At 36.2% G+C, this 20783-nt stretch carries 18 protein-coding genes, 1 tRNA gene and 2 pseudogenes; 11 read left to right on the top strand and 10 right to left on the bottom strand.

Annotated features, from left to right (window positions below):
• Nucleotides 1–63 precede the first annotated feature (63 nt).
• From B0E34_RS19605 to recA, 5 genes and pseudogenes are all read left to right on the top strand, one after another.
• A pseudogene (locus B0E34_RS19605) lies at nucleotides 64–1630 on the top strand (IS1182 family transposase).
• A gap of 123 nt (nucleotides 1631–1753) precedes the next feature.
• The gene (locus tag B0E34_RS19600) at nucleotides 1754–2377 is read left to right on the top strand and encodes a hypothetical protein (protein ID WP_087712204.1); all 624 of its coding nucleotides are present in this window, start codon (nucleotides 1754–1756) and stop codon (nucleotides 2375–2377) included.
• Nucleotides 2378–2693: 316 nt separating this feature from the next.
• Entirely contained in the window at nucleotides 2694–3470 is a 777-nt protein-coding gene (locus tag B0E34_RS19595) for a response regulator transcription factor (RefSeq protein ID WP_087712202.1), read from the top strand.
• Nucleotides 3471–3567: 97 nt separating this feature from the next.
• Entirely contained in the window at nucleotides 3568–4764 is a 1197-nt protein-coding gene (locus B0E34_RS19590; RefSeq protein ID WP_087712200.1) for an oxygenase MpaB family protein, read from the top strand.
• A gap of 270 nt (nucleotides 4765–5034) precedes the next feature.
• Nucleotides 5035–6036, top strand: coding sequence for a recombinase RecA (recA, locus tag B0E34_RS19585; protein WP_087712199.1), 1002 nt, complete (start codon nucleotides 5035–5037; stop codon nucleotides 6034–6036).
• Nucleotides 6037–6102: 66 nt separating this feature from the next.
• Here recA and B0E34_RS19580 read toward each other — a convergent pair whose 3' ends face one another.
• Nucleotides 6103–9000: a S9 family peptidase gene (locus B0E34_RS19580; protein ID WP_087712197.1), complete on the bottom strand. Its 2898-nt coding sequence runs from the start codon at nucleotides 8998–9000 to the stop codon at nucleotides 6103–6105.
• Between the two features lie 284 nt (nucleotides 9001–9284).
• Between B0E34_RS19580 and htpG the strand changes: the two genes are divergently transcribed.
• The gene (gene htpG, locus B0E34_RS19570) at nucleotides 9285–11177 is read left to right on the top strand and encodes a molecular chaperone HtpG (protein ID WP_087712193.1); all 1893 of its coding nucleotides are present in this window, start codon (nucleotides 9285–9287) and stop codon (nucleotides 11175–11177) included.
• Between the two features lie 97 nt (nucleotides 11178–11274).
• On the opposite strand, the gene B0E34_RS19565 is transcribed toward htpG, so the two are convergent.
• On the bottom strand, nucleotides 11275–12078 hold the full coding sequence (locus B0E34_RS19565; RefSeq protein WP_087712191.1) for an alpha/beta hydrolase: 804 nt from the start codon (nucleotides 12076–12078) through the stop codon (nucleotides 11275–11277).
• Nucleotides 12079–12180: 102 nt separating this feature from the next.
• Nucleotides 12181–12477, bottom strand: coding sequence for an MGMT family protein (locus B0E34_RS19560; RefSeq protein ID WP_087712189.1), 297 nt, complete (start codon nucleotides 12475–12477; stop codon nucleotides 12181–12183).
• Nucleotides 12478–12536: 59 nt separating this feature from the next.
• On the opposite strand from B0E34_RS19560, the gene B0E34_RS21475 reads away from it, so the two are divergent.
• Nucleotides 12537–12683, top strand: a complete 147-nt coding sequence (locus B0E34_RS21475) for a hypothetical protein (protein ID WP_165763033.1) — start codon at nucleotides 12537–12539, stop codon at nucleotides 12681–12683.
• Between the two features lie 13 nt (nucleotides 12684–12696).
• Here B0E34_RS21475 and B0E34_RS19550 read toward each other — a convergent pair whose 3' ends face one another.
• The 3 genes from B0E34_RS19550 to B0E34_RS19540 all read right to left on the bottom strand — a co-directional run bounded on the left by B0E34_RS19550 (nucleotide 12697) and on the right by B0E34_RS19540 (nucleotide 15851).
• Nucleotides 12697–13788: an acyltransferase family protein gene (locus B0E34_RS19550; protein WP_228423117.1), complete on the bottom strand. Its 1092-nt coding sequence runs from the start codon at nucleotides 13786–13788 to the stop codon at nucleotides 12697–12699.
• A gap of 419 nt (nucleotides 13789–14207) precedes the next feature.
• Complete coding sequence (locus B0E34_RS19545) at nucleotides 14208–15179, bottom strand: deoxyhypusine synthase family protein (protein WP_087712185.1); 972 nt, start codon at nucleotides 15177–15179, stop codon at nucleotides 14208–14210.
• A gap of 27 nt (nucleotides 15180–15206) precedes the next feature.
• Nucleotides 15207–15851 (bottom strand): hypothetical protein, encoded by a 645-nt coding sequence (locus B0E34_RS19540; RefSeq protein ID WP_087712183.1) that lies wholly within the window; start codon nucleotides 15849–15851, stop codon nucleotides 15207–15209.
• 392 nt (nucleotides 15852–16243) lie between these two features.
• Between B0E34_RS19540 and B0E34_RS19535 the strand changes: the two genes are divergently transcribed.
• From B0E34_RS19535 to B0E34_RS19525, 3 genes are read left to right on the top strand one after another with little or no spacing between them, the layout of a single operon-like run.
• Complete coding sequence (locus tag B0E34_RS19535; RefSeq protein WP_087712181.1) at nucleotides 16244–16966, top strand: phage tail-like protein; 723 nt, start codon at nucleotides 16244–16246, stop codon at nucleotides 16964–16966.
• A gap of 5 nt (nucleotides 16967–16971) precedes the next feature.
• Complete coding sequence (locus tag B0E34_RS19530) at nucleotides 16972–17727, top strand: phage tail-like protein (protein ID WP_087712179.1); 756 nt, start codon at nucleotides 16972–16974, stop codon at nucleotides 17725–17727.
• Between the two features lie 8 nt (nucleotides 17728–17735).
• Nucleotides 17736–18539 carry a phage tail-like protein gene (locus B0E34_RS19525; protein WP_087712177.1) on the top strand — a complete coding sequence of 268 codons (804 nt, stop codon included), beginning with the start codon at nucleotides 17736–17738 and terminating at the stop codon, nucleotides 18537–18539.
• Between the two features lie 7 nt (nucleotides 18540–18546).
• Here B0E34_RS19525 and B0E34_RS19520 read toward each other — a convergent pair whose 3' ends face one another.
• From B0E34_RS19520 to B0E34_RS19510, 3 genes are all read right to left on the bottom strand, one after another.
• Nucleotides 18547–18873, bottom strand: coding sequence for an aminoacyl-tRNA hydrolase (locus tag B0E34_RS19520; protein WP_306460666.1), 327 nt, complete (start codon nucleotides 18871–18873; stop codon nucleotides 18547–18549).
• 66 nt (nucleotides 18874–18939) lie between these two features.
• Nucleotides 18940–19323, bottom strand: coding sequence for a hypothetical protein (locus tag B0E34_RS19515; protein ID WP_123956712.1), 384 nt, complete (start codon nucleotides 19321–19323; stop codon nucleotides 18940–18942).
• A gap of 74 nt (nucleotides 19324–19397) precedes the next feature.
• The gene (locus tag B0E34_RS19510) at nucleotides 19398–20423 is read right to left on the bottom strand and encodes an AMP-binding protein (RefSeq protein ID WP_087712173.1); all 1026 of its coding nucleotides are present in this window, start codon (nucleotides 20421–20423) and stop codon (nucleotides 19398–19400) included.
• 100 nt (nucleotides 20424–20523) lie between these two features.
• Between B0E34_RS19510 and B0E34_RS19505 the strand changes: the two genes are divergently transcribed.
• Nucleotides 20524–20594 (top strand) — tRNA-Gln (locus B0E34_RS19505).
• A gap of 90 nt (nucleotides 20595–20684) precedes the next feature.
• Here the strand turns inward: B0E34_RS19505 and B0E34_RS19500 are convergent.
• Nucleotides 20685–20783 (bottom strand): annotated as a pseudogene (locus tag B0E34_RS19500) (transposase); the annotation flags it as partial.

The following is a 20783-nucleotide window of genomic DNA, read 5'->3' as shown; positions in this document are numbered from 1 at the left end:
GATTTTTCTTGGTTATTATTTTGGGTTTTTGTATATTTATACCTGGAAATCAGATATTTGCATATGAATTTCAAATATTATAACCAAAATCAGACTGTGTTATTTCCGTATAGTTTTGAGGAGTTGATTCCCAATAATCATCCTGTTCGGATTGTCAATGATATTTTGGAGAGGATCGATATAGCCCCTCTTCTAAAAGCCTACAGCAAAGAGGGAAATCCCAGCTATCATCCCGTGATGATGCTCAAAGTGATGGTTTTTGCGTATATGAACAACATTTATTCCTCTCGGAAAATCGAAAAAGCACTTCGCGAAAACATCAACTTCATGTGGCTCTCCAACATGAGCATCGTGGATCATAATACCGTGAACAGATTTCGGGCTCACAAGCTTGAAGCGGCTTTTAAAGATATTTTCTCGCAAGTGGTTTTGCTTCTTGCCGAAGAAGGTTTGGTAAGTTTGAGACAGGTTTTTGTGGACGGAACGAAAATCGAAGCACAGGCAAACCGCTACACTTTTGTTTGGGCAAATGCCATTAAAACCAATAAAGAAAAGATGCTTCGGCAGCTGGAGGAACTCTGGAAATATGCCCAAAGCGTGGCAAGGGAAGAGGACAAAGACCCTGAACCACCGGAGTTTAAAGAAATCAGCAAAGAAAAAATCCGTCAGACCGTAGAAAGCATTAATGCTAAATTAAAAGGCAGCGACGGTAAAACCGATTCCGACAAGAAAGCCAAAGCCAAGCTGAATTACATTAAAAACAATTTTGAGAAAAATCTCGGTAAATACGAAGTTCAGGAAGCGGTTTTGGCAGAGAGGAATTCCTATAGCAAGACTGATGAAGACGCCACTTTTATGAGAATGAAGGATGACCATATGATGAACGGACAGCTCAAACCTGCTTATAATGCGCAGATTTCTACCGAAATCGAAGATTCGACGGAGTCAAAATCAGTTTATTGTAAATTACACAATTCATCAAGAGACCAACGACTTCAATACTCTGGAGCATCATTTAGAAAATTTCAAAAAACTGTATGGAGAAAAAAGATGGGCTAAATTAGAAGAACTCACTGCCGATGCGGGTTACGGAAGCGAGCAGAACTATGAATTACTGGAACAAAACCAAATCACTCCGTTTGTAAAGTACAACACCTTCGATAAAGAGCAGGATGCCCATTATCAGGCGAAACACAAAACATTCAGCAAAGGAAATCTGCATTATAATAAGGAAGAAGATTTTTATGTTTGTCCGATGGGACAAAAAATGGAGAAAACTCACGAAAGCACCCGGAAAACCAAGACCGGTTACCCTCAAAGACTCTCGCATTATCAAGCAAAAAATTGTGATGGATGCCCAATTAGAGGCGTTTGCCACAGTTCGAAAGAAAACCGGAGCATTGAGCGAAACCATCATCTGGAGGATTACAAAGAAAAAATCCGGGAACTTTTAAAAAGCGAAGAAGGCATTAAAAAACGCAAACAACGTTCGGTTGAAGTAGAACCTGTGTTTGCCCACCTCAAACATTGCAATAATTTTAAGCGATTCACACTTAAAGGACTGAAAAAAGTAGAATTGGAGTTCGGATTATACGCTTTAGCCCATAATTTAAGAAAGAAGGTTGCATGATGATGATGACAACTTTTTCTTTTCCAAAGGATGCCGGAATTTAATGAAAATAAAAATCCATCTCACTTGGTGGTTGTGAGACGGATTCTTTTTGGTTAAATTAACCGCTTAAAATTAGTAAATATGCTGGATGAACTTATTGAAAGATATTCTAAATATTCCGATTCTGAGCTTATGAATGTCTATCTGAATTCAAACGGATATACCGAAGACGCGAAAAAAGCGCTTGAAATAGTGGTAGAAGAAAGAGGCGGCTTCAGCTCTCTGAAGGAAAGATATTATAAACTGGTTGAAAAAGAAGAAGAAAAGCAACGAGTTTATGATAAAATAAATCAGCTCTATAAAAAAGGAAATACCAAAAACGACATTAATTCAATCATACATTCTGAAATACTGTGCACAGAAGAAATTCAGGAAATTACAGACCTTGTGAGCAGCAGAATAGAAGCTGAGAAAAAAGACGTAGAAATAAAAACAAGTACATACATCGGAAGTATTCTCGGGGGAATTCTTGGTGGCACTATCGGCGGAATTTTATGGGGCTTACAAATGATATATTCAGGGCATATATTTTATCTTTTTGCGGTCGGCTTGGTAATAATATCGTATGGATTTATTAAATTTTTTATCAAACAAAGCAAAAATAACATTGTTGTTCTTATTCTTACGGTAATTTCGGTATTTTATGCTCTCATTCTGGGTTTCTATATTTATCAAATATTCGGCTATCGTGGACCGGAAAGTTAAACTCAATAAATTAATTTTAAACAGTAAACTTATATAATAATGAATCCCCTGCAAAATTGCAGAGGATTCCAGTTTATCATTTTCAAACAGCTAACAGAAAATTCTAAACTATTTCTGACATATTAATGATATTATGTAAATTTTGTTTTTTAATAGAAAATATGAAAACATAATCCGAAAAAACGGAAAAATATTTAGAATGAGTTTTCATGATTATTGGCTTATACAAATTTTAAAATTTTATTGATGTAAAAAAATCCCCCTTTTGCGGTATTTTTAAGAAAACTTTAACTATTTTTAGTTATAAATCTTTTTTATGGATAATCTGGAGAAAAAACATCCTTTGGTAGAAGTTTGGAACTCTTATTCTGATGTAGAAAGAAAAGAAAAACACATTTCTAATATTCCTCCTGTTGAACGTATCATCGGAGAAATGTTTGCCATTGGAGAATTTTATTATTATGTGCTAAATCTCACCAACAGTACAATTTCCAATCATCATCCTGACATCCTGAAGATACATGGTTTGAAGAAATATCCACAGAATTTAAAAGAAGTGATTGATCTCGTTCACCCCGATGATATAGAATTCATTATGAAAGCCGAACAGAAAGTGGTAGAAATATTGATGAAAACAGGGAAAGAACATCAGCTTTTTCTTAAATCCAGTTACTGCTTCAGAATGAAAACCGCTTCAGGAAATTACGAGCTTTTTCATCATCAGGCGGTACTTACGTGGGAAGATGAGGATAAAAATCTGGTTCAGTCTGTTAACATCCATACCAACATCCATCATATTACAAAACAGAATCCGCATACTGTACTGATTACAGGAATTGGTCATCGGAGCGATTTCATTCAGATTAAAATTGAAAATTCTTCTTCAAAAAAAGATCAGGAAATCAATTTAACAAAAAGAGAAACAGAAATTCTTTCACTTATTGCCAAAGGATATTCCGGACCAGAAATTTCGAAAATGCTGATTTTATCAGAACATACTGTCCGTACTCACAGAAAGAATATCTTAGCCAAAACAAATTCCAGAAACAGCAAAGAACTGTTAACAAAAGCGTTCGAATGGGGATTGATATAATGTCAAAAGTGAATGAAGAATTGTAAACTGTGAATTGAATTTTCCTGATAAATCTCACTCTGCAATTGCGGAGCAAAACTTGTACCTTTAGCCTTCGATGGAGAAAACAATTTTACAGCCACGCTTTAAAGATTCGCAGCATTTTAAAGATTTCTGGACAAAAGGCAACGGAAAACAGCTTCTTGATTTTTCAGGAGCAGAGGTCAGTTTTAAAGATTTTGAAAGATTTTCATCTTATTTTTATGATGTGGATGAAGTCGGCGATCAGGTTGTAAAAGACGTTTATCTCACTCAAAAATTTCATGAAGCTTCGAGAGAAATTGAAGGCTACATCCGAAATGGTGTTTCTGAGAATGATGATGTTCCGGAAAGCGTAAAACAGCTTTTCCTGCAGACTCAGAAAATTCCTGACTGGCTGGATTATCATCTGATTAAAAGCGGTGCAGAACTCTGCATGAGAAGCAATGTGGATTCTCTGATCTCTCTTCGTGATTACTGCCTGATCGGAGGTTATGATTATGCTTACCTCAACAAACCCCTTATTGCAACGGAAGCCTTAAAAAAAGGCGCTGTAAAAAGACTTTCTGAAACGCTTGATTTTTGGGTAAATGTTACCCGATATGATGCTTTGGAAGTTCATAAAAAAGGATATGAGTTTGCCATAAAAACCCGACTGATCCATTCTTACGCAAGAGTTTCCATTAAAAAATATTATAAAGAATGGGACACGGAAAACTGGGGAGAACCCATCAATTCCTGGGATATGATGGCAACGTATATTGGTTTCAGTCTCGTTTTTATGCACAGTCTGTACAAACTGGGAAACACGTTCACCGAAGAGGAAGAAAAAGGGCTTTTCCACCTTTGGAAATATGTAGGTTATCTTCTGGGAATTCCGGAGGATCTTTTACCGAATGATAAAGTACAGGCAACGCAGTATTTCTATCTGTGGACTTCGGTTCAGCCTTCTGCGGATGAAGATTCTGTTTTGCTGGCTCATTCTCTTCTGAACGAATCGCTGGAAAATCCGATCCTGAAATACAGTTTCCAGAGAAAAAATCTTCGTTATCTCCACATCTGCTGTACATGGTTTTTGCTGGATGATGAAGTGTGCAAAAGACTGAAAATTCCGGAAGTTTCCAACAGAAAGGCTTTTCCGGTGACGAAAAGAATGATTACCAAAATTGTTGACCGACTCGTAAGCCGTAAAGCCAGAATAAAAAAGGGAAATAAAGATCAGATGAAAGTCTTGAGTGATTATCTCAGCATCACCCAAAATTCTAATTTCCATTAAAAATCTACTGCAAAGACTGCAATTTATTTGATGACTTCTACCCTAGCCGCGATTGAAGCGGAAATCCTTTTTTGAAAAAAAAGATTGCAGCGTAAAGCGCGAAAAAGCTCCTGATAAAAGGTAAAACAAAAGTTTTAAAGATTCTGTTTTTCTTTTTGATATGCATCTGAATTTTATTTTTTTTTAACTATAAAAACAACTTTTAGTGGTAGGAAAGATTAGTTTTTGAGCGTAAATTTTTGTATTTTTGATAAATTATTTAAACATCAGATGAGTAATATAGACGATAAGAAAAAAGCACTGGCTTTGGTGCTGGACAAACTAGATAAAACATACGGAAAGGGAACGGTAATGACCTTGGGAGAAAATTCCGTAGACAGTACAATTGAGGTGATTCCTTCAGGATCTTTGGGATTGGACATCGCTCTTGGAGTGGGTGGTTATCCGAGAGGAAGAATCATTGAGATCTACGGTCCGGAATCTTCAGGTAAAACAACTTTAACGCTTCACGCGATTGCAGAAGCTCAGAAAGCCGGAGGTATTGCAGCGTTTATTGATGCAGAGCACGCTTTCGACAGAACTTATGCGGCGAAATTGGGAATCGATCTTGAAAACCTTATTATTTCTCAGCCGGACAACGGAGAACAGGCACTGGAAATTGCTGATAACTTGATCCGTTCGGGAGCGATTGATATCGTGGTAATTGACTCGGTTGCTGCGCTTACGCCAAAAGCAGAGATCGAAGGGGAAATGGGAGATTCTAAAATGGGTCTTCATGCGAGATTAATGTCTCAGGCTTTAAGAAAATTAACGGCAACCATTTCAAGAACAAAATGTACGGTTATTTTCATCAACCAGTTGAGAGAGAAAATCGGAGTAATGTTCGGAAATCCTGAAACAACAACGGGTGGTAACGCTTTAAAATTCTATGCTTCGGTAAGAGTTGACATCAGAAAGGCAAGTGCGCCAATCAAGCAGGGTGATGAAGCGATCGGAAGCCGTGTGAAAGTGAAAATTGTTAAGAACAAAGTTGCCCCGCCTTTCAAACAGGCAGAATTCGACATCATGTACGGTGAAGGGGTTTCCAAAACAGGAGAAATTCTGGATCAGGCTGTAGAACAGGGAATTGTAAAGAAAAGCGGTTCTTGGTTCAGCTACGAAGAAACAAAGCTTGGACAAGGTCGTGATGCAGTAAAAGATGTCTTAAAAGACAATCCTGAACTTGCAGAAGAACTGGAAAACAAAATTAAAGAGGAACTTAAGAATAAATAAGTTTTTTGATAACGCGATAAAACGAATCGGCGGAGCTTTCAGCTCCGCCGATTCGTTGTTTATACACTAAGGTTTTTCATCGGTTAATTCAAATCCCCAGTCTTTTCCCTTTTGGGTTGCAGGAATTCCTTTCGTCATCCAGACCGGTGCTTTCGCATCTTTAAGATAATAATCGAAAAACTGCTGTTCGCGGATCTGAATATCTTTTCGGTTCTGGCGTTTTATAAGATTATGGTCGTCACCATTATAATTCAACAGCCAAGCCAGTTTTCCTAAACGGCGCAATGCAGTAAACATCTCAATTCCCTGATACCACGGAACGGCTCCGTCTCTGTCGTTGCTCATAATCACCACCGGAGTTTTCACTTGATCAATGGTAAAAAGCGGTGAATTTTTAATATACAGTTCAGGAGCTTCCCAAAGATTTTTCCCTAATCTGCTTTGCGATTTTTCGTACTGAAACTGTCGGTTCATTCCTGAAGACCATCTTATTCCGCCATACGCAGAAGTCATGTTCACGACAGGAGCACCACTCCATGCTGCCGCATACATATCTGTGTGTGCGATGAGATAGGCAACCTGATAACCGCCCCAGCTTTGTCCCTGAATTCCTATTTTTGAGCCATTCACCCATGAATTTTCTTTCAGCTTTTCAACACCGGAATTGATATATTCCATTGCGGATTCCCCCGGAAAACCATCGGTATATGAAATATCAGGCGTGAAAACCAGATATCCGTTGCTCACAAAATACGAAATATTTAATCTTGAAGGAGTCGGAGACGGTGCTACATAACGGTTCAGATTATCCGATAGTTTTTCGTAGAAATAAACAATCATCGGATATTTTTTGTTCGGATCGAAATTTTCAGGTTTGTAGAGAACGCCTGTTGATGAATTTCCTTTCGGAGTCTTCCAATTGACCAATTCACTCGTTCCCCAATTGTAAAGACTTTGCTGAGGATTGGTGCTGCTTAGTTTTTCCTGATTTTTAAAATCGGAAGTGGTGAAAATATTCGGAGAATCGGTGTAGGATTCTTTTACTAAAATATAATCTTCTGCATTTTTTGCTTTCTGAAGACTGCGATATCCCCAAACATTTTCCATCTGAATTTTTACAGGATCAGAACCGGACTGAACGGTTGTTTTAAAAATCCCGTTGGCTTTGGAGACATTATCAAATACTGATAAATATATCGTTTTTTTTCGGTTTACACTTTTAATGTCTTTGTCTAAATCGTACGTATCAAAAGTAATTTTGTTTTTGCGCCCGAATCCGTTGGTGATGTTTCTGGGCTTTTTAGAGCCGTCCGGAAAAAACTCCCAAAGATCATAGCGGTCTTTGATGATGACGGATTCATCGTTGTCTGTCCATGATGCAATTCCGTATGCGTTTGGAAAATCCGGCATGTCGAACTCCTCATCTACAAAAGAAACGGACAAATCTTTATTGAGCGGTATTGTCTGTTTTGTTTTTACATTATAACTCAGCCATTGTCCTTTTTCCCTGTCGAAAATCACGACAAATTTCCCCAACGGAGAAACGGCAACTGAGCCATTCAGGTTTCTTATCATTTCTGTTCTTTCACCTGTTTTATTGTCAATAATAAAATACGTTTTCTTTGAAAAGCCTTCCCATTGTGAAGAGACGCGGTTGTTTAAACTGGTAATTCCCAATACAAACTCTGCATTTCCTTCATTCACCAGTCGTAAAGTGTCGAGATCTTCTCCGTCGATATTGGTGAAAAGTTCAGGTTTGTCGGTCTGCATTACGGCAGCATAAGATTTTTTAAGATCATTTCTCAATTCTTTCAATTGAACCGTTTGCAGATAATCATCCTTATAATTCCAGATATCGACCACAGCATGATCGTTTGCAATCAATGTAGTGTCTTTTGCAACAGGTTTCGGAGCCACCCCGAAATACAACTGTTTTCCGTTTTTACTGAATATCGGTAAACGGTTTTCTGAAATTACCCAGTTTTTCTTCATCTGAGAATGATCGTTGGTAACGGTTTTATTTTTATTTCCTTTAAAATTAAAATAATACAATTGGTAAAGTTTTACGAGATCATTCTGTGCAGAAGAGGTTCCAACAAAAGCTAACTGATTTCCTTCTTCATCAAATGCAAGCTGTGAGAAATCTCCCTCCATTTCTGAGATTTTATTGACGTTTCCAGTTTTAAGATCAACAACCTGAACGGTCTGAAGCGTATATTTTTTAGGTTTGGATTTATCCGTATCTTTTTTAGCCAAAGATTTATCTTCCAATGAATCTTTTTTCTCTTCCTTCCCTTTTTTAGGTTTTTCTTCCGGTTTTTTTGTAACGAAAACAAGTTCCTTACCATTTTTGCTAAACTGATAACGAACCACATTGTCATACGTTGTACTTTTTCCGTCCAAAAGATCTCTGATAACCAACTGTAATGGTTTTGCCTTTGTATCATCATCTTTGTTTTCGTCGTCATCATCTTTGTCTGAAGCACTGTCGGAAGATTTGTCTTTCATATTTTCCAGCAGATAAGCCACAAAAGAGCCTCCCTTTTCCGGAATTTTGAATCCTTTTACATTAGGAATTTTCTCTGTCGTTCCTTTAGAGAAATCAAAAACAGCCAAAGTGTCTTTGGTCAGTTTATTCTGTTTTAATTTTTTATCTTTTACCGCTTTTATGTCTTTGTAAAAAGGACGGATCTGGAATACGGCAAATCTGGAATCGCTGGTAAATTCCATTTTTGTGGCTCTCGGAAATTTCTTTGTGCTTTTATTTTTTGCAGAATGTAAGTAAAGATCAGGATTTCCTTCCTGTACATCTACTGAATATCCTACCCATTTTCCGTCATTGGATATTTTTCTGGCTCCGATATTCTGCCAATTATCGTAAACCGAATGATCCAATGGTTTTTTCTGCCCATAGACATACGAAGCCATGAGAAGCAGAAGCAAAACTGCACTTTTCAAATTCATTATTAAATATTTTAAGAACTAAAAATAAGGCTTTTCTCGGATAAATCTGCATTATAAAGGTATTTTCAGGATAAACTATTAACTACAAAATGAGATGTCTCATTTAAAATTCGGGTATCTGATTGAAAAAGAAAATATCAGTCTTAAAAAATTGCTGATTTTTATTCTTTTGAGAAATTTTGATCTTCAACAATCCTTTTCTGAAAAAAAATGTCAAAATGTCACTTTCCTGGAAACGGTATTTTTTTTGAGAAAGTATAGAAAATTAAAAAACCAAAATTATTATGACTAAAGGAAATATTAATGTATCTGTGGAAAATATTTTCCCGCTTATTAAAAAATTTCTTTACAGTGACCACGAAATATTCTTAAGAGAGTTAATTTCCAACGCAACGGACGCTACGTTAAAACTAAAACATTTAACAGGCATCGGTGAAGCAAAAGTGGAATACGGAAATCCGAAGATTGAAGTAAAAGTAGATAAAGAAAACAAAAAACTTCACATCATCGATCAGGGAATCGGGATGACGGGTGAAGAAGTTGAAAAATACATCAATCAGGTTGCTTTTTCAGGTGCTGAAGAATTTCTGGAAAAATACAAAGACACGGCAAAAGATTCAGGAATTATCGGACATTTCGGACTTGGATTTTACTCTGCATTTATGGTTGCAGAAAAAGTAGAAATTCTTACAAAATCTTACAAAGATGAACCTGCTGTTCGTTGGATCTGTGACGGAAGCCCTGAATTTACTTTAGAAGAAACTACGGATAAAACAGACAGAGGAACAGAAATTATTCTACATATAGCAGAAGATTCTACAGAGTTTCTGGAAGAAGGAAAGATCCGTGAACTGCTGTTGAAGTATAACAAATTTATGCCTGTTCCCATTAAATTCGGAACAAAAACCCATACGCTTCCTTTACCGGAAGATGCTCCTGAAGATGCGGTTGCAGAAACGGAAGAAGTTGACAATATTATCAACAACCCGACTCCGGCATGGACTATCGCGCCGAGCGAACTGACGAATGAAGATTATATGAAGTTCTACCACGAATTGTATCCCATGCAGTTTGAGGAGCCTTTGTTTAATATTCATCTGAATGTAGATTATCCGTTCAATTTAACGGGGATTTTATTCTTCCCGAAACTGAACAATAATTTAAATATTGAAAAAGATAAAATTCAGTTGTATCAGAATCATGTGTTTGTAACGGATGAAGTGAAAGGAATCGTACCGGATTTCTTAATGCTTCTGCGCGGTGTGATCGATTCTCCGGATATTCCACTGAACGTTTCCCGTTCTTATCTTCAGGCAGACGGAGCCGTGAAGAAAATTTCATCATACATCACGAAAAAAGTTGCCGACAAAATGGCATCTTTAATTAACGAAAACCGTGAAGATTACGAGAAAAAATGGAACGATATTAAAGTAGTGATCGAATACGGAATTGTTACCGAAGAAAAGTTTGCAGAAAAAGCTGATAAATTCACTCTTTATCCAACCACTGACGGAAAATATTTCCTTTGGAATGAACTGGAAGAAAAGATTAAGCCTACTCAGACCGATAAAGACGGAAAACTGGTCGTTCTTTATGCTTCCAACGCAGATGAACAGCATTCTTACATCCAGTCTGCAAAAGATAAAGGATATGAGGTTCTTCTTTTGGATTCTCCGATTATTCCTCACGTTATCCAAAAACTGGAAACATCCAAAGATAAAATTTCTTTTGCAAGAGTAGATGCAGATCATATCAACAATCTGATTAAAAAAGATGAGCCTGTTATTTCAAAATTAACAGAGACTGAAAAGGAATCTTTAAAGAAAAACGTTGAAGAGTCTATCAATGATACTAAATTTACCGTTCAGCTTGAAGATTTAGACAGCAATGATGCGCCTTTCACCATTACCCAGCCGGAATTTATGAGAAGAATGAAAGATATGCAGGCAACCGGAGGCGGCGGAATGTTCGGAATGGGAGGATTCCCGGAAATGTATAATCTGGTGGTGAACTCCAACAGCGAACTTGCAGGTCAGATTTTAAAAACGGAAAATACAGAGGAAAAGTCAGATCTGATTAAATATGCTCTGGATCTTGCCAAACTTTCGCAGAATTTATTGAAAGGAAAAGAGCTTACCGACTTCATCCAGAGAAGTTATAAGCAACTGGAAAAGTAAATTGACTATTTTTATATGGAATCCGGCGGAGCAAAGCTCCGCCGGATTCTTTGTTTGGTTTGGGTTTCGGCGGCTTCGCCGCCGAAACCCAAACCTCTTATTTATTCAGCATCTTATCAATACCTGAAACAATTTTCCCAGCCTGTGTATTCATTGCTTCCAGATGTTTTCCGGAATATTCCAAAAACTCTTTCGGCGAGGAAGCTTTGGCATAATTCTCAGATCCTTCTTCGTAAGGAACATCCTTATCATCTTTACTGTGGATAAAAAGTTTGGGAAGACCTTCCGTATCCTGTAAATCCTCTTTAGCAGAATAAGGAGAAATAACATATCGGGAAATGACTTCCTTGAGTTCAGGTTTGTAATACATCGCAATATCTGTGAAAGAAGAAAGACTTCCATCCATTACCAGTCCTGCAATTTTGGTCTTATTATTTTTCGCTAAATGAGCTGCAATCTGCGATCCCATAGAAGCTCCGTACAGAATAATTTTGGTATCGGCAATTTCAGGTCTTTGCATCATTTTATCAAAGAAAATCTGTCCGTCTGATGCGATGTTAAGGTGAGTTGGTTTTCCTGTTGACTTTCCATAACCTCGAAAATCGATCATTACCACCTGAAAATTATTTTCAACCAAAGGTTTCGTCATGAAGAGATAAGAAGTTACATTTCCTCCTGCTCCGTGAAAAAACAGAACCGTTCCTTTGGCTTTTCCCGATTTTGGCTTTAAAATAATTCCTGTAATGGTATCTTTTTCCACCGGAATGGAAAAATCTTCGTAAACCAGATTTTCTACAGGACGAAGTGTCTTGCTTGGCTTGTAGAAATTATCATCCATCTGTGCTTTAAAAAAGCAGACTGTCATTAAAAAAAGTGCGGAGAATAGTAGTTTTGTTTTCATAGCGTATTATTTATGAAGCAAAACTAGCCTTTACAAAAGTCTTTCGCCAAAAAAACAGACTCAGCCGTAATTTTTCTCTTCTGAATGGTAAATATTCTCTTCTTACAGTTCTTCCAGCGGATTCCAGAACAGGTTTTTAAAATTTTTAATCCGGAAATTTTCCACAGTAATCCCTTCTGCTTCCAGTCTTTCCTGAAATTCCGGAACCGATAAAGTTCCTGAACTTGAAATTACGCGATGCGCAGGAACATCTTTAGGACAACCTCCCATTGCTTTTCCAACGTGGCGGGAATGATTGGGATAGCCCACTGCTTTGGCAATTGCTCCGTAACTCGTTACTCTGCCTTTCGGAACTAACTTAGTGATTTCCCAAACCTGCTTTTTAAATATTTCGTCCATTTTTGTTTTGCATTATTTTTGAATTGACCATTGAAATTCAATCTGTAAAATATAAAGTTATGAAAAAATCGTTTTTCCGTTTTTTGAATACAATAAATAAGGCAATTTTACCCAAATTAAGTGATAAAGATCCGAACAAACTGACAAAAATTCAGAGAGGAATTCTTGCCTACCGTTATTTTGTTCTGATAAATTCGATGGATTAGACTGAGAAAAGTTTTATTTAATTTTAGCAATTAATTTTCTACATTTTTCATAGAGAGGTTTCTCAATCAGCAAATAAATAATAATGGAACAAATCCACAACAGTACAAAATTTTTATCGGGAAGATAAATGTAGGATTTAAGTTTCATATTGAAATAACTCAAATGGATCAGGTAAAACACAAATGAGGCATTTCCTAATAGAATCAATAGTTTTGAAGAAAGGACCTTTGAAATCCATGTTTTTTCAGACATCAGTCCCCAAAAGAAAATAATGATCGCGATTGGAAGCAAAAATTCGTGAATCAGTCTTCCCTCCCATCGCTCTACTCCGTGAACAAAATTATTCCGGGCAAAAAATGCAATGGCAATAATTAACAAAATAATTGAAACACCGCCCATTAAAGTAGACCGTTTTAATTTTTTTAAAAACTGAATACCTTTCTCTTTCTTCATTAAATAAGCCAATCCCATTCCGAAGAAAAACTCAGAACTTCTTCCGAAAAACGTGCTTCCTGTCATGAATTTCAGAGGATATAAAAAGCCTTCCGGATTTCCGTTATATTCATGCAGACCATAACCGATTCCCCAACCTACAATAAAAAATCCGGCTAAAAAAAGAATACAGTAGCTCCAGTTTTTTTTAAGCAAAAGAAATAAAAACGGAGCGAGAAGATAAAAGAAAAATTCTACCGTAAGCGACCATGCCTGAACGATTCCTGAGACAGAGTATTTTTCAAATAAAGAGTAAAAAAGTGAGTACTGTAAAAAATAGGTATCTACATCTTTGGAATATTTTACATCCAGAAAAAAAGCGCTCAGCAAAATCCAGTACAGCGGAAAAATTCTGGCGATCCGCAGTAAAATGTATTTTAAATAAGATTTTTTGGACTCCAGAGGTTTTTCTTCGTAACGGTAAGCGAGTAAAAAGCCACTAAGAACAAAGAAAACGGTTACTCCAATATGCCATTCGCTGATGAAACGCATGATTTCAAACGGCAGATCATCGCGCCAGTATTTGCGGTTATGATATACAAATACCATAATCGCTGCAACAGCGCGCATTCCTGTAAGAGCATCGAATTTATTTTTCTGAAAAGCTTCCAAGTTTTATAACAGTAAAAGTTATTTAGTTTTTAAACCACAAAAGAAACAAAAGAATTTTGAATGTAAAGAATATTTCAAAGGTTACAAAACATCAAAAAATTATTTGATTGTCCGTTTATTAACCTAAAGCTTCGACAGGCTCAGCTTGACATCGCTAAAAATCAAGTGTTTAGTATTAGAGGTGTCACACTGAGCTTGTCGAAGTGCCCGTTATAAATAATTGATTTTCAAATCAATGCATAGTAATAGGTTGTTTAACGGATACTCAAAAAAATTAACAAAGTCACATTTTGCAAACTTTTGAATTTCTATTTTTTTAATGAGTTCTTTTAACTCTTTTGCGGTTAAATTAAAAGTATGATACTAAAAAAGGCTTAATAAATAAGCCTTTTAAATATAATTAATTGAAATTTATACAATTAGTTTTCAAGGATATAAGAGAACATTAATGGTGCACAAATGGTAGCATCACTTTCAACGATAAATTTCGGTGTTGTGATATCCAGTTTACCCCAGGTAATTTTCTCGTTCGGAACAGCTCCGGAATAAGAACCGTAAGAAGTCGTTGAATCTGAAATCTGACAGAAATAAGACCAGAACGGAATATCATGCATTTCCATATCCTGATACAGCATCGGAACCACACAGATCGGGAAATCTCCGGCAATACCTCCTCCAATCTGGAAGAAACCTACTCCTTTTCCTGCTGAATTTTTAGTGTACCAGTCTGCTAAATAAGCCATATACTCGATCCCTGATTTCATCGTAGAGAATTTAAGTTCTCCTTTGATGCAGTAAGAAGCAAAAATATTACCCATTGTAGAATCTTCCCATCCCGGAACGACAATTGGTAAATTTTTCTCCGCAGCAGCGATCATCCATGAGTTTTCTCTCGGGATTTCATAATACTGTTCCAAAACTCCGGAAAGGATCATTTTGTACATGTATTCGTGCGGGAAATATCTTTCACCTTTATCATCTGCATCTTTCCAGATTTCATGGATATGTTTCTGCAATCTTCTGAAAGCTTCTTCTTCAGGAATACAGGTATCTGTAACCCTGTTCAGACCTCTTTCCAGAAGATCCCATTCTTCCTGTGGCGTAAGATCTCTGTAGTGAGGAACTCTTTCATAGTGAGAATGTGCTACAAGATTCATTAAATCTTCTTCAAGGTTTGCCCCTGTACAAGAAATGAAATCTACTTTATCCTGACGGATCATTTCTGCAAGAATTTTTCCCAACTCCGCAGTAGACATTGCTCCGGCAAGAGTAATCATCATTTTTCCGCCATCCTTAAGATGCGCAACATATCCCTTAGAAGCATCCACCAATGCAGCTGCGTTGAAGTGCAGGTAGTATTTTTCTATGAACTCAGTTATCGGTTTGCTCATTTTTTATAATTTTTGCAAAGATAAAACTTAAAAACGGAATGTAGCGGCTGCACTTAAAGAAAGTCTCGTTAAACCTTCTTTTTGGTCTTCTCCGAATTCTACCGACTGTCCGTTAAAGCTCATTTTGCTAAGGGTTCCTCCGGAAAGTCCGATTTTCGGACCTATTAAAAAGTTCCTGCTTACTTCATACTGATAGGCAAGATCCAGTTCCGCCCCGAATGTTGTTCCTTTTCCTTTTACCGTTCCTGTTTTTGTAGTATAAGTCATTGCTCCTAAAGCGACATCCATAAACAGTTTGTGCTTTGTTTCGTGAGCATCATTAGTTAACGTAAGTTCCGGACCGTAAAAATTAATCTGGTCTTTTGTACTTACATTTGCCGAAACAATATTTCCCATATTGTCTGCAACACTTAATCTTCCGCTTGTAGAAGCACTGTAGTTGGAATATTTGAAACCGATAAGAAGTCCTCTTTTCACTTCGTAACGCAATGCAACGTCGAAATTAAGACCGCTTTTGATTCCTTTGATGTATTCTTTCTGATCTCTCGGAATATTGTCCGGAGTTTTTGCCAGGCGCCACGCATAACCTACCGATGGAGAAATAGAAACTTTTTGTGCAAAAGAGAATACTGAGATTGAGAATAAACCCAATGCGAATAGTTTTTTGATCATTAGTTTAAAAAATTTATTTAATATTTAAGAATTGGAGATCGCTAAATTACTTTCTGAAAATTCGCCGCAATATATAAAGAAAACCATAAACCTGAAAGGTTGTAAAATGATATATCTTTCTTTTTAATTCTATGCATTGAATATTAAAAACTTTGCAAAAAACCAATGCCACTGTGCGATTACCAGAATTATGAATATTTCTACAATAATTGAAAAAACAAAATAAATTATCTATCATAAAAAATTATTTAACAATTTTTCAATAAAATAATCATTATTATCAATTTTTTAACTTAATTTTGAACGGTTCAATTAACAGCGAACTAAAATTATTTAATACCGTTATCCGTTACCATTTGAAATTTTGTATAAAATTTTAAAAACTAATAAGAATGAAAAAAAACATACTTTCAGGATGTGTTGCCTTGTTTTTTTCTTTGCCGTTCTATGCGCAAGTAGGCATCAATACAAAAAACCCTGCAGCCACACTGCATATAGAACCTTCTTCTTCAGTAAATCCTACAGGCAAAGACGGAATTATAGTACCCAAAGTACAAAATCTTCCTTCCGTAAATCCTTCAAGACTGGGACAATTTATTTTTTTAGAAAACAATGCTACTCTTGCCGACGGATTTTATTACTGGGATGGCTCCGGTTGGGTTTCATTTCCGGAATCCATCGACAGAAACACAGACAATACCATATATTCTTTTGACGGACAAGGCTATACAGGAACGGCATTATCAAGAAATATTAATTTTTCGAGGTATATAAAAGCCACTACAGACGGGTTTACATTAAACAACAATACGATTACAGTGGGAAAAGCGGGATTGTATCTTATTTCTTTTACAGGAAACAGTAAAAAACCTTCCGGAGCGGAAGAGCATGCCAATTTTACTTTTTCAGTTCTGGTAAACGGAGTTCAGGCGTCTTCTGTTCAGACTTCGATGGCAGCAGAATCCACCGCTTCCGTAAGTACTGCTTTTTCATTTTTAAGAAGATTAAATGTGGGGGATAATTTAACAGCCACCGTAACAAAGTCGAACGAAGGTCCCAATAATTATCAGGCATTCGGAATTAATAATCTGACTTTATTTTTTATACAAAACTAAGAATCATGAAAAAAATACTGCTTCAATCTCTTTTTCTTCTTGCCGGAATATTGATAAAATCGCAGATAGGAATCAATAACACCAATCCTAAAGCCAGTTTACATCTTGATGCTAAAAATAAAATACTACCTGAGTCTACAGTTGGTTTGGGAGTTCCGGTAGTGGATAAGTTTCCCACAACATCGCCTTCCTCCAACCAGGACGGAATGTTAATCTATCTTAGAAATACTACAGATTCTAATTTGGAAGGATTTTATTATTGGGATCATGCGAAAAGCAATTGGGAATATATCATGGATCTTAAAGCTGCCGGACTGGATGTTTCCAAAACTATTGCTTCCGGAAATTCTTTTTCTCCGAATAATATGAGCGGAAACGGTGTGCAGTCCAGAACAATTCCTCTCACCACAATCAACAGTCTGGATCCCAGTTTCAGCCTTAGCAACGGAGGTCTGAAAATCGGGAAAACAGCAAGTTATTATATTTTTCTTACAGGTGGCGTTTATAAAGATGCCGTAAATAATGTGAATGAATACATCACAGAGATTTTAATTAACGGAGTTTCAAATACGCAGCTTACCTCAACCAATACAGCTCCGGGAGGAGATACCGTTGGAAGATCTTCTACTTTTTATATTGCAACCATCTTTTCTTTAAATAAGGATGATGTTTTAACTGTAAAAACAACAAGAACTACAACTGCCGCCAATACTGTAAGTGTTGATACTCCATATACTTTAACCATCATTAATTTAAACTAAGCAACACCATGAATAAGCTCTCCATATTTTTTTTCACCCTTGCATTTTTATGTACAGGTAAAGTAACGGCTCAGATAGGAATCAATAATCCGGCTCCCAAATCCACACTGGATGTTAAGCCCGACAATCAGGCAAATCCTTCGGGTATTTCCGGTGTTATTATCCCGAGAGTAAATGCCTTAAATACAACGGATGTTAAAGAAAAAGGTCTTATGGTTTTTCTGAATTCTGCCGACACTGCCCAAAAAGGATTTTACTGGTGGAACGGAACAGAATGGAAACGATTTTTGTCTTTAAGCAGGGTTTCCAGTAACAAATCTATTTTGTATGCCACAACAAAAAATACCTTCAAAGAAGGAAATATGACCGAGTTGGGTTCTTCCAACGACAGAACTTTAGATTTTGAAGATTTCACCACCAATGATGCTTCTAATTTTGAGATCAACACTGCCGGAGAACTTGTGGTAAAAAAAGCAGGATATTACCATATACAGGCAGCTTCTTTCATCAAAAAAAACAATGGAAACGATCTTAAAAGAGAACAGCTTGATATGAAAATCTATGTAAACGGAGTAACTGCATCCGCCAATAATCCCGTAAATTTTGATCTTGAAGGAACAAAAAGTTTTCCGATTGGCTTATATTCCATTGCGATAAATGCTACCGGTGTTTTGAAACTGAATGCGAACGACCGTTTATCAATGAAAATCATCAGAACGTACAGAGACACCGATCAGACAGGGAATTTGGTGATCATCCCGGATCAGAATACGAAATCCAATGTTACTTTACGATATATGGGAAATTTTTAGAACTGAATTAATATTTAAACTTCCGATTCTCTTTTTTATCCGATAATTTCTTTTTTGTATCTAATCTTTTTTGCTTCTGGGCTCTTGAAGGCTGCGTAGCAAGACGTTTTTTGGGTACAACCAAAGCTTTATTCACGATTTCAAGGATCTTATCCGTCGCTTTATTTTTATTGGCAAGCTGCGTTCTGCTTTCTGAAACGGTTAAAAATAAAAATCCTTCTGCGTTAATTCTGTTTTTCAGTTTTTCCTGAATAAGATTTTTCTGAAATTCATTAAAAAATCCGGATTCCTGAACATTCCAAAGAACCGTTACGGAAGTTTCCACCTTATTCACATTCTATCCTCCTGCTCCACTGCTGCGGGAAGTCTTATAGCTTAGTTCTTTGGTAAAATCTTTCATTTAAAATTTTAATTTTGAATGTTCTTTTATATAATTGAGCTCTCCGTCCACAAAAGACAAATCTTTTCTTAAATTATTCACCGTATCTTTTTTAATAATTAAAAAACTCCTTTTATTGGAGTCTATAATTATTGAATCTCCACGTTCCACATCATGCACACAAGCCCAAGAATATATTTCACAATTCCTGCCATTAATTGCATAGGGATAAGTATTTTTCCTGAAAGGATTAAAATAATGTGCTGTACTTTTAAAACTTTTCAGATAAATGATATTAAAACAATGATTACCGGAATCGCTTATAACATCAATTATTCCTTTTATAACAATATTATTTTGGAATAAAGGCTCTTCATACTGATCCTTTTTTTCAGCTTCTCTCACACTCCATTGAAAATAAAACATCGAGCAGGTAAGAAAAATGACAAAAATAACTGCAATTTTTATCAGTTGTCTTTTCATAAAATCAATTTTAAAAGTTCTTTCCTCGATACTTTCCCATTGGGCGTTCGCGGAATTTTTTCAACAAAAACAATTTCTTTCGGCTTGTGAAAACTTTTTTCAAACTGAATTCTTCTTATTTTTTTAATTAAATCGTCCGATTTTTCGCCTTCAATTACTGCAATTAATTTCTGTCCCAGACTTATATCATCAATTCCTAAGAAAACCACTTCATTCGGAATTTCTTTTTTTACCAAAGCTTCCAACTGTTCAGGAAATATTTTTGCACCGCCTGAATTGATTACATTGTCAATTCTTCCTAAAAATTTAAATTGCTTTCCATTTTTAATTTCAACTAAATCATTCGTTTGAAGAATTTCGGGATTTAATTTTGGAGCAAAGATTTTCAGACAGTTTCTTTCGTCCAAAGATATTTCTACATTTTCAAAAACCGTAAAATATTCTTCAGAGTTTGGCAAAATCTGTTTTAATCCAATATGAGAAAGGGTTTCAGACATTCCGTAGGTTTCGAAAATAAAGGTTTCAGAGTCTGAATTTTTCAAAGCTTCCTTCATTTTTTTTTTCAGATCTTCAGAAACGGCAGCTCCTCCAATGATGAGATTTTTAATCAGATAAAGTTTATCTAAAGAATTTTCAATCTGAAGCGGAGTCATGGCACAGAAATCGATTTTCCGGTCTAACGTTTCTACAGGTTTTACAGAAGGATCAGCAACAATTAATTTTAATTTCCTTATCATCGAACGAACGACCATCATTTTCCCTGAAATATATTCTACAGGAAGACAGATTAAAGCCGTATCTCCTTCTTGTAATCCCAAAAAATTGCAGGTCATCTCTGCGGAATTCATCATTCTGCTTTTTTCAATATCAAAAACTTTTGGAGTTCCTGTAGAACCGGAAGTCTGTACTTTTACCGTATCAGAATCCGAAAACCATTCGTTCAGAAAATTCTTCACCCTGATTTCGAATTCCGTTTTAAAGGATAATTGATTAATATTGAGATTCTTGAAGTCTATCAGCATAATTTCCGTGAATAAAATATACAGTAAATTTAAAAAAAAGTTTAAAATTTTCTTGTATGTAATAAAAAAAGCTGTAAATTTGCACCACTAAAACAAACAGAGACTCATGGTGTAGCGGTAACACTACTGATTTTGGTTCAGTCATCTGGGGTTCGAATCCCTGTGAGTCTACAAAAACCATCCTTTTTAAGGGTGGTTTTTTGTTTCTGTTTTTTCAGAATTTCAGCTTCGTTATTTTGGATCATAGCCAAAACTTGGGGGCTATGCAAAAAGTTTAGTCAACCTGAATAGAAAGAAAGTTCTGTCTTTTACCCCTCGAAGTTGTAGTCTGAAGTTTTTAATTTTCGCATTAAAAGATTC

Origin of the sequence: Chryseobacterium mucoviscidosis (genome assembly GCF_002177115.1) — a bacterium.
In the GTDB taxonomy this organism is placed as follows: domain Bacteria; phylum Bacteroidota; class Bacteroidia; order Flavobacteriales; family Weeksellaceae; genus Chryseobacterium; species Chryseobacterium mucoviscidosis.
Note: the sequence above shows the minus strand (reverse complement) of the source record. Positions and strands in the feature narration are given on the sequence as shown.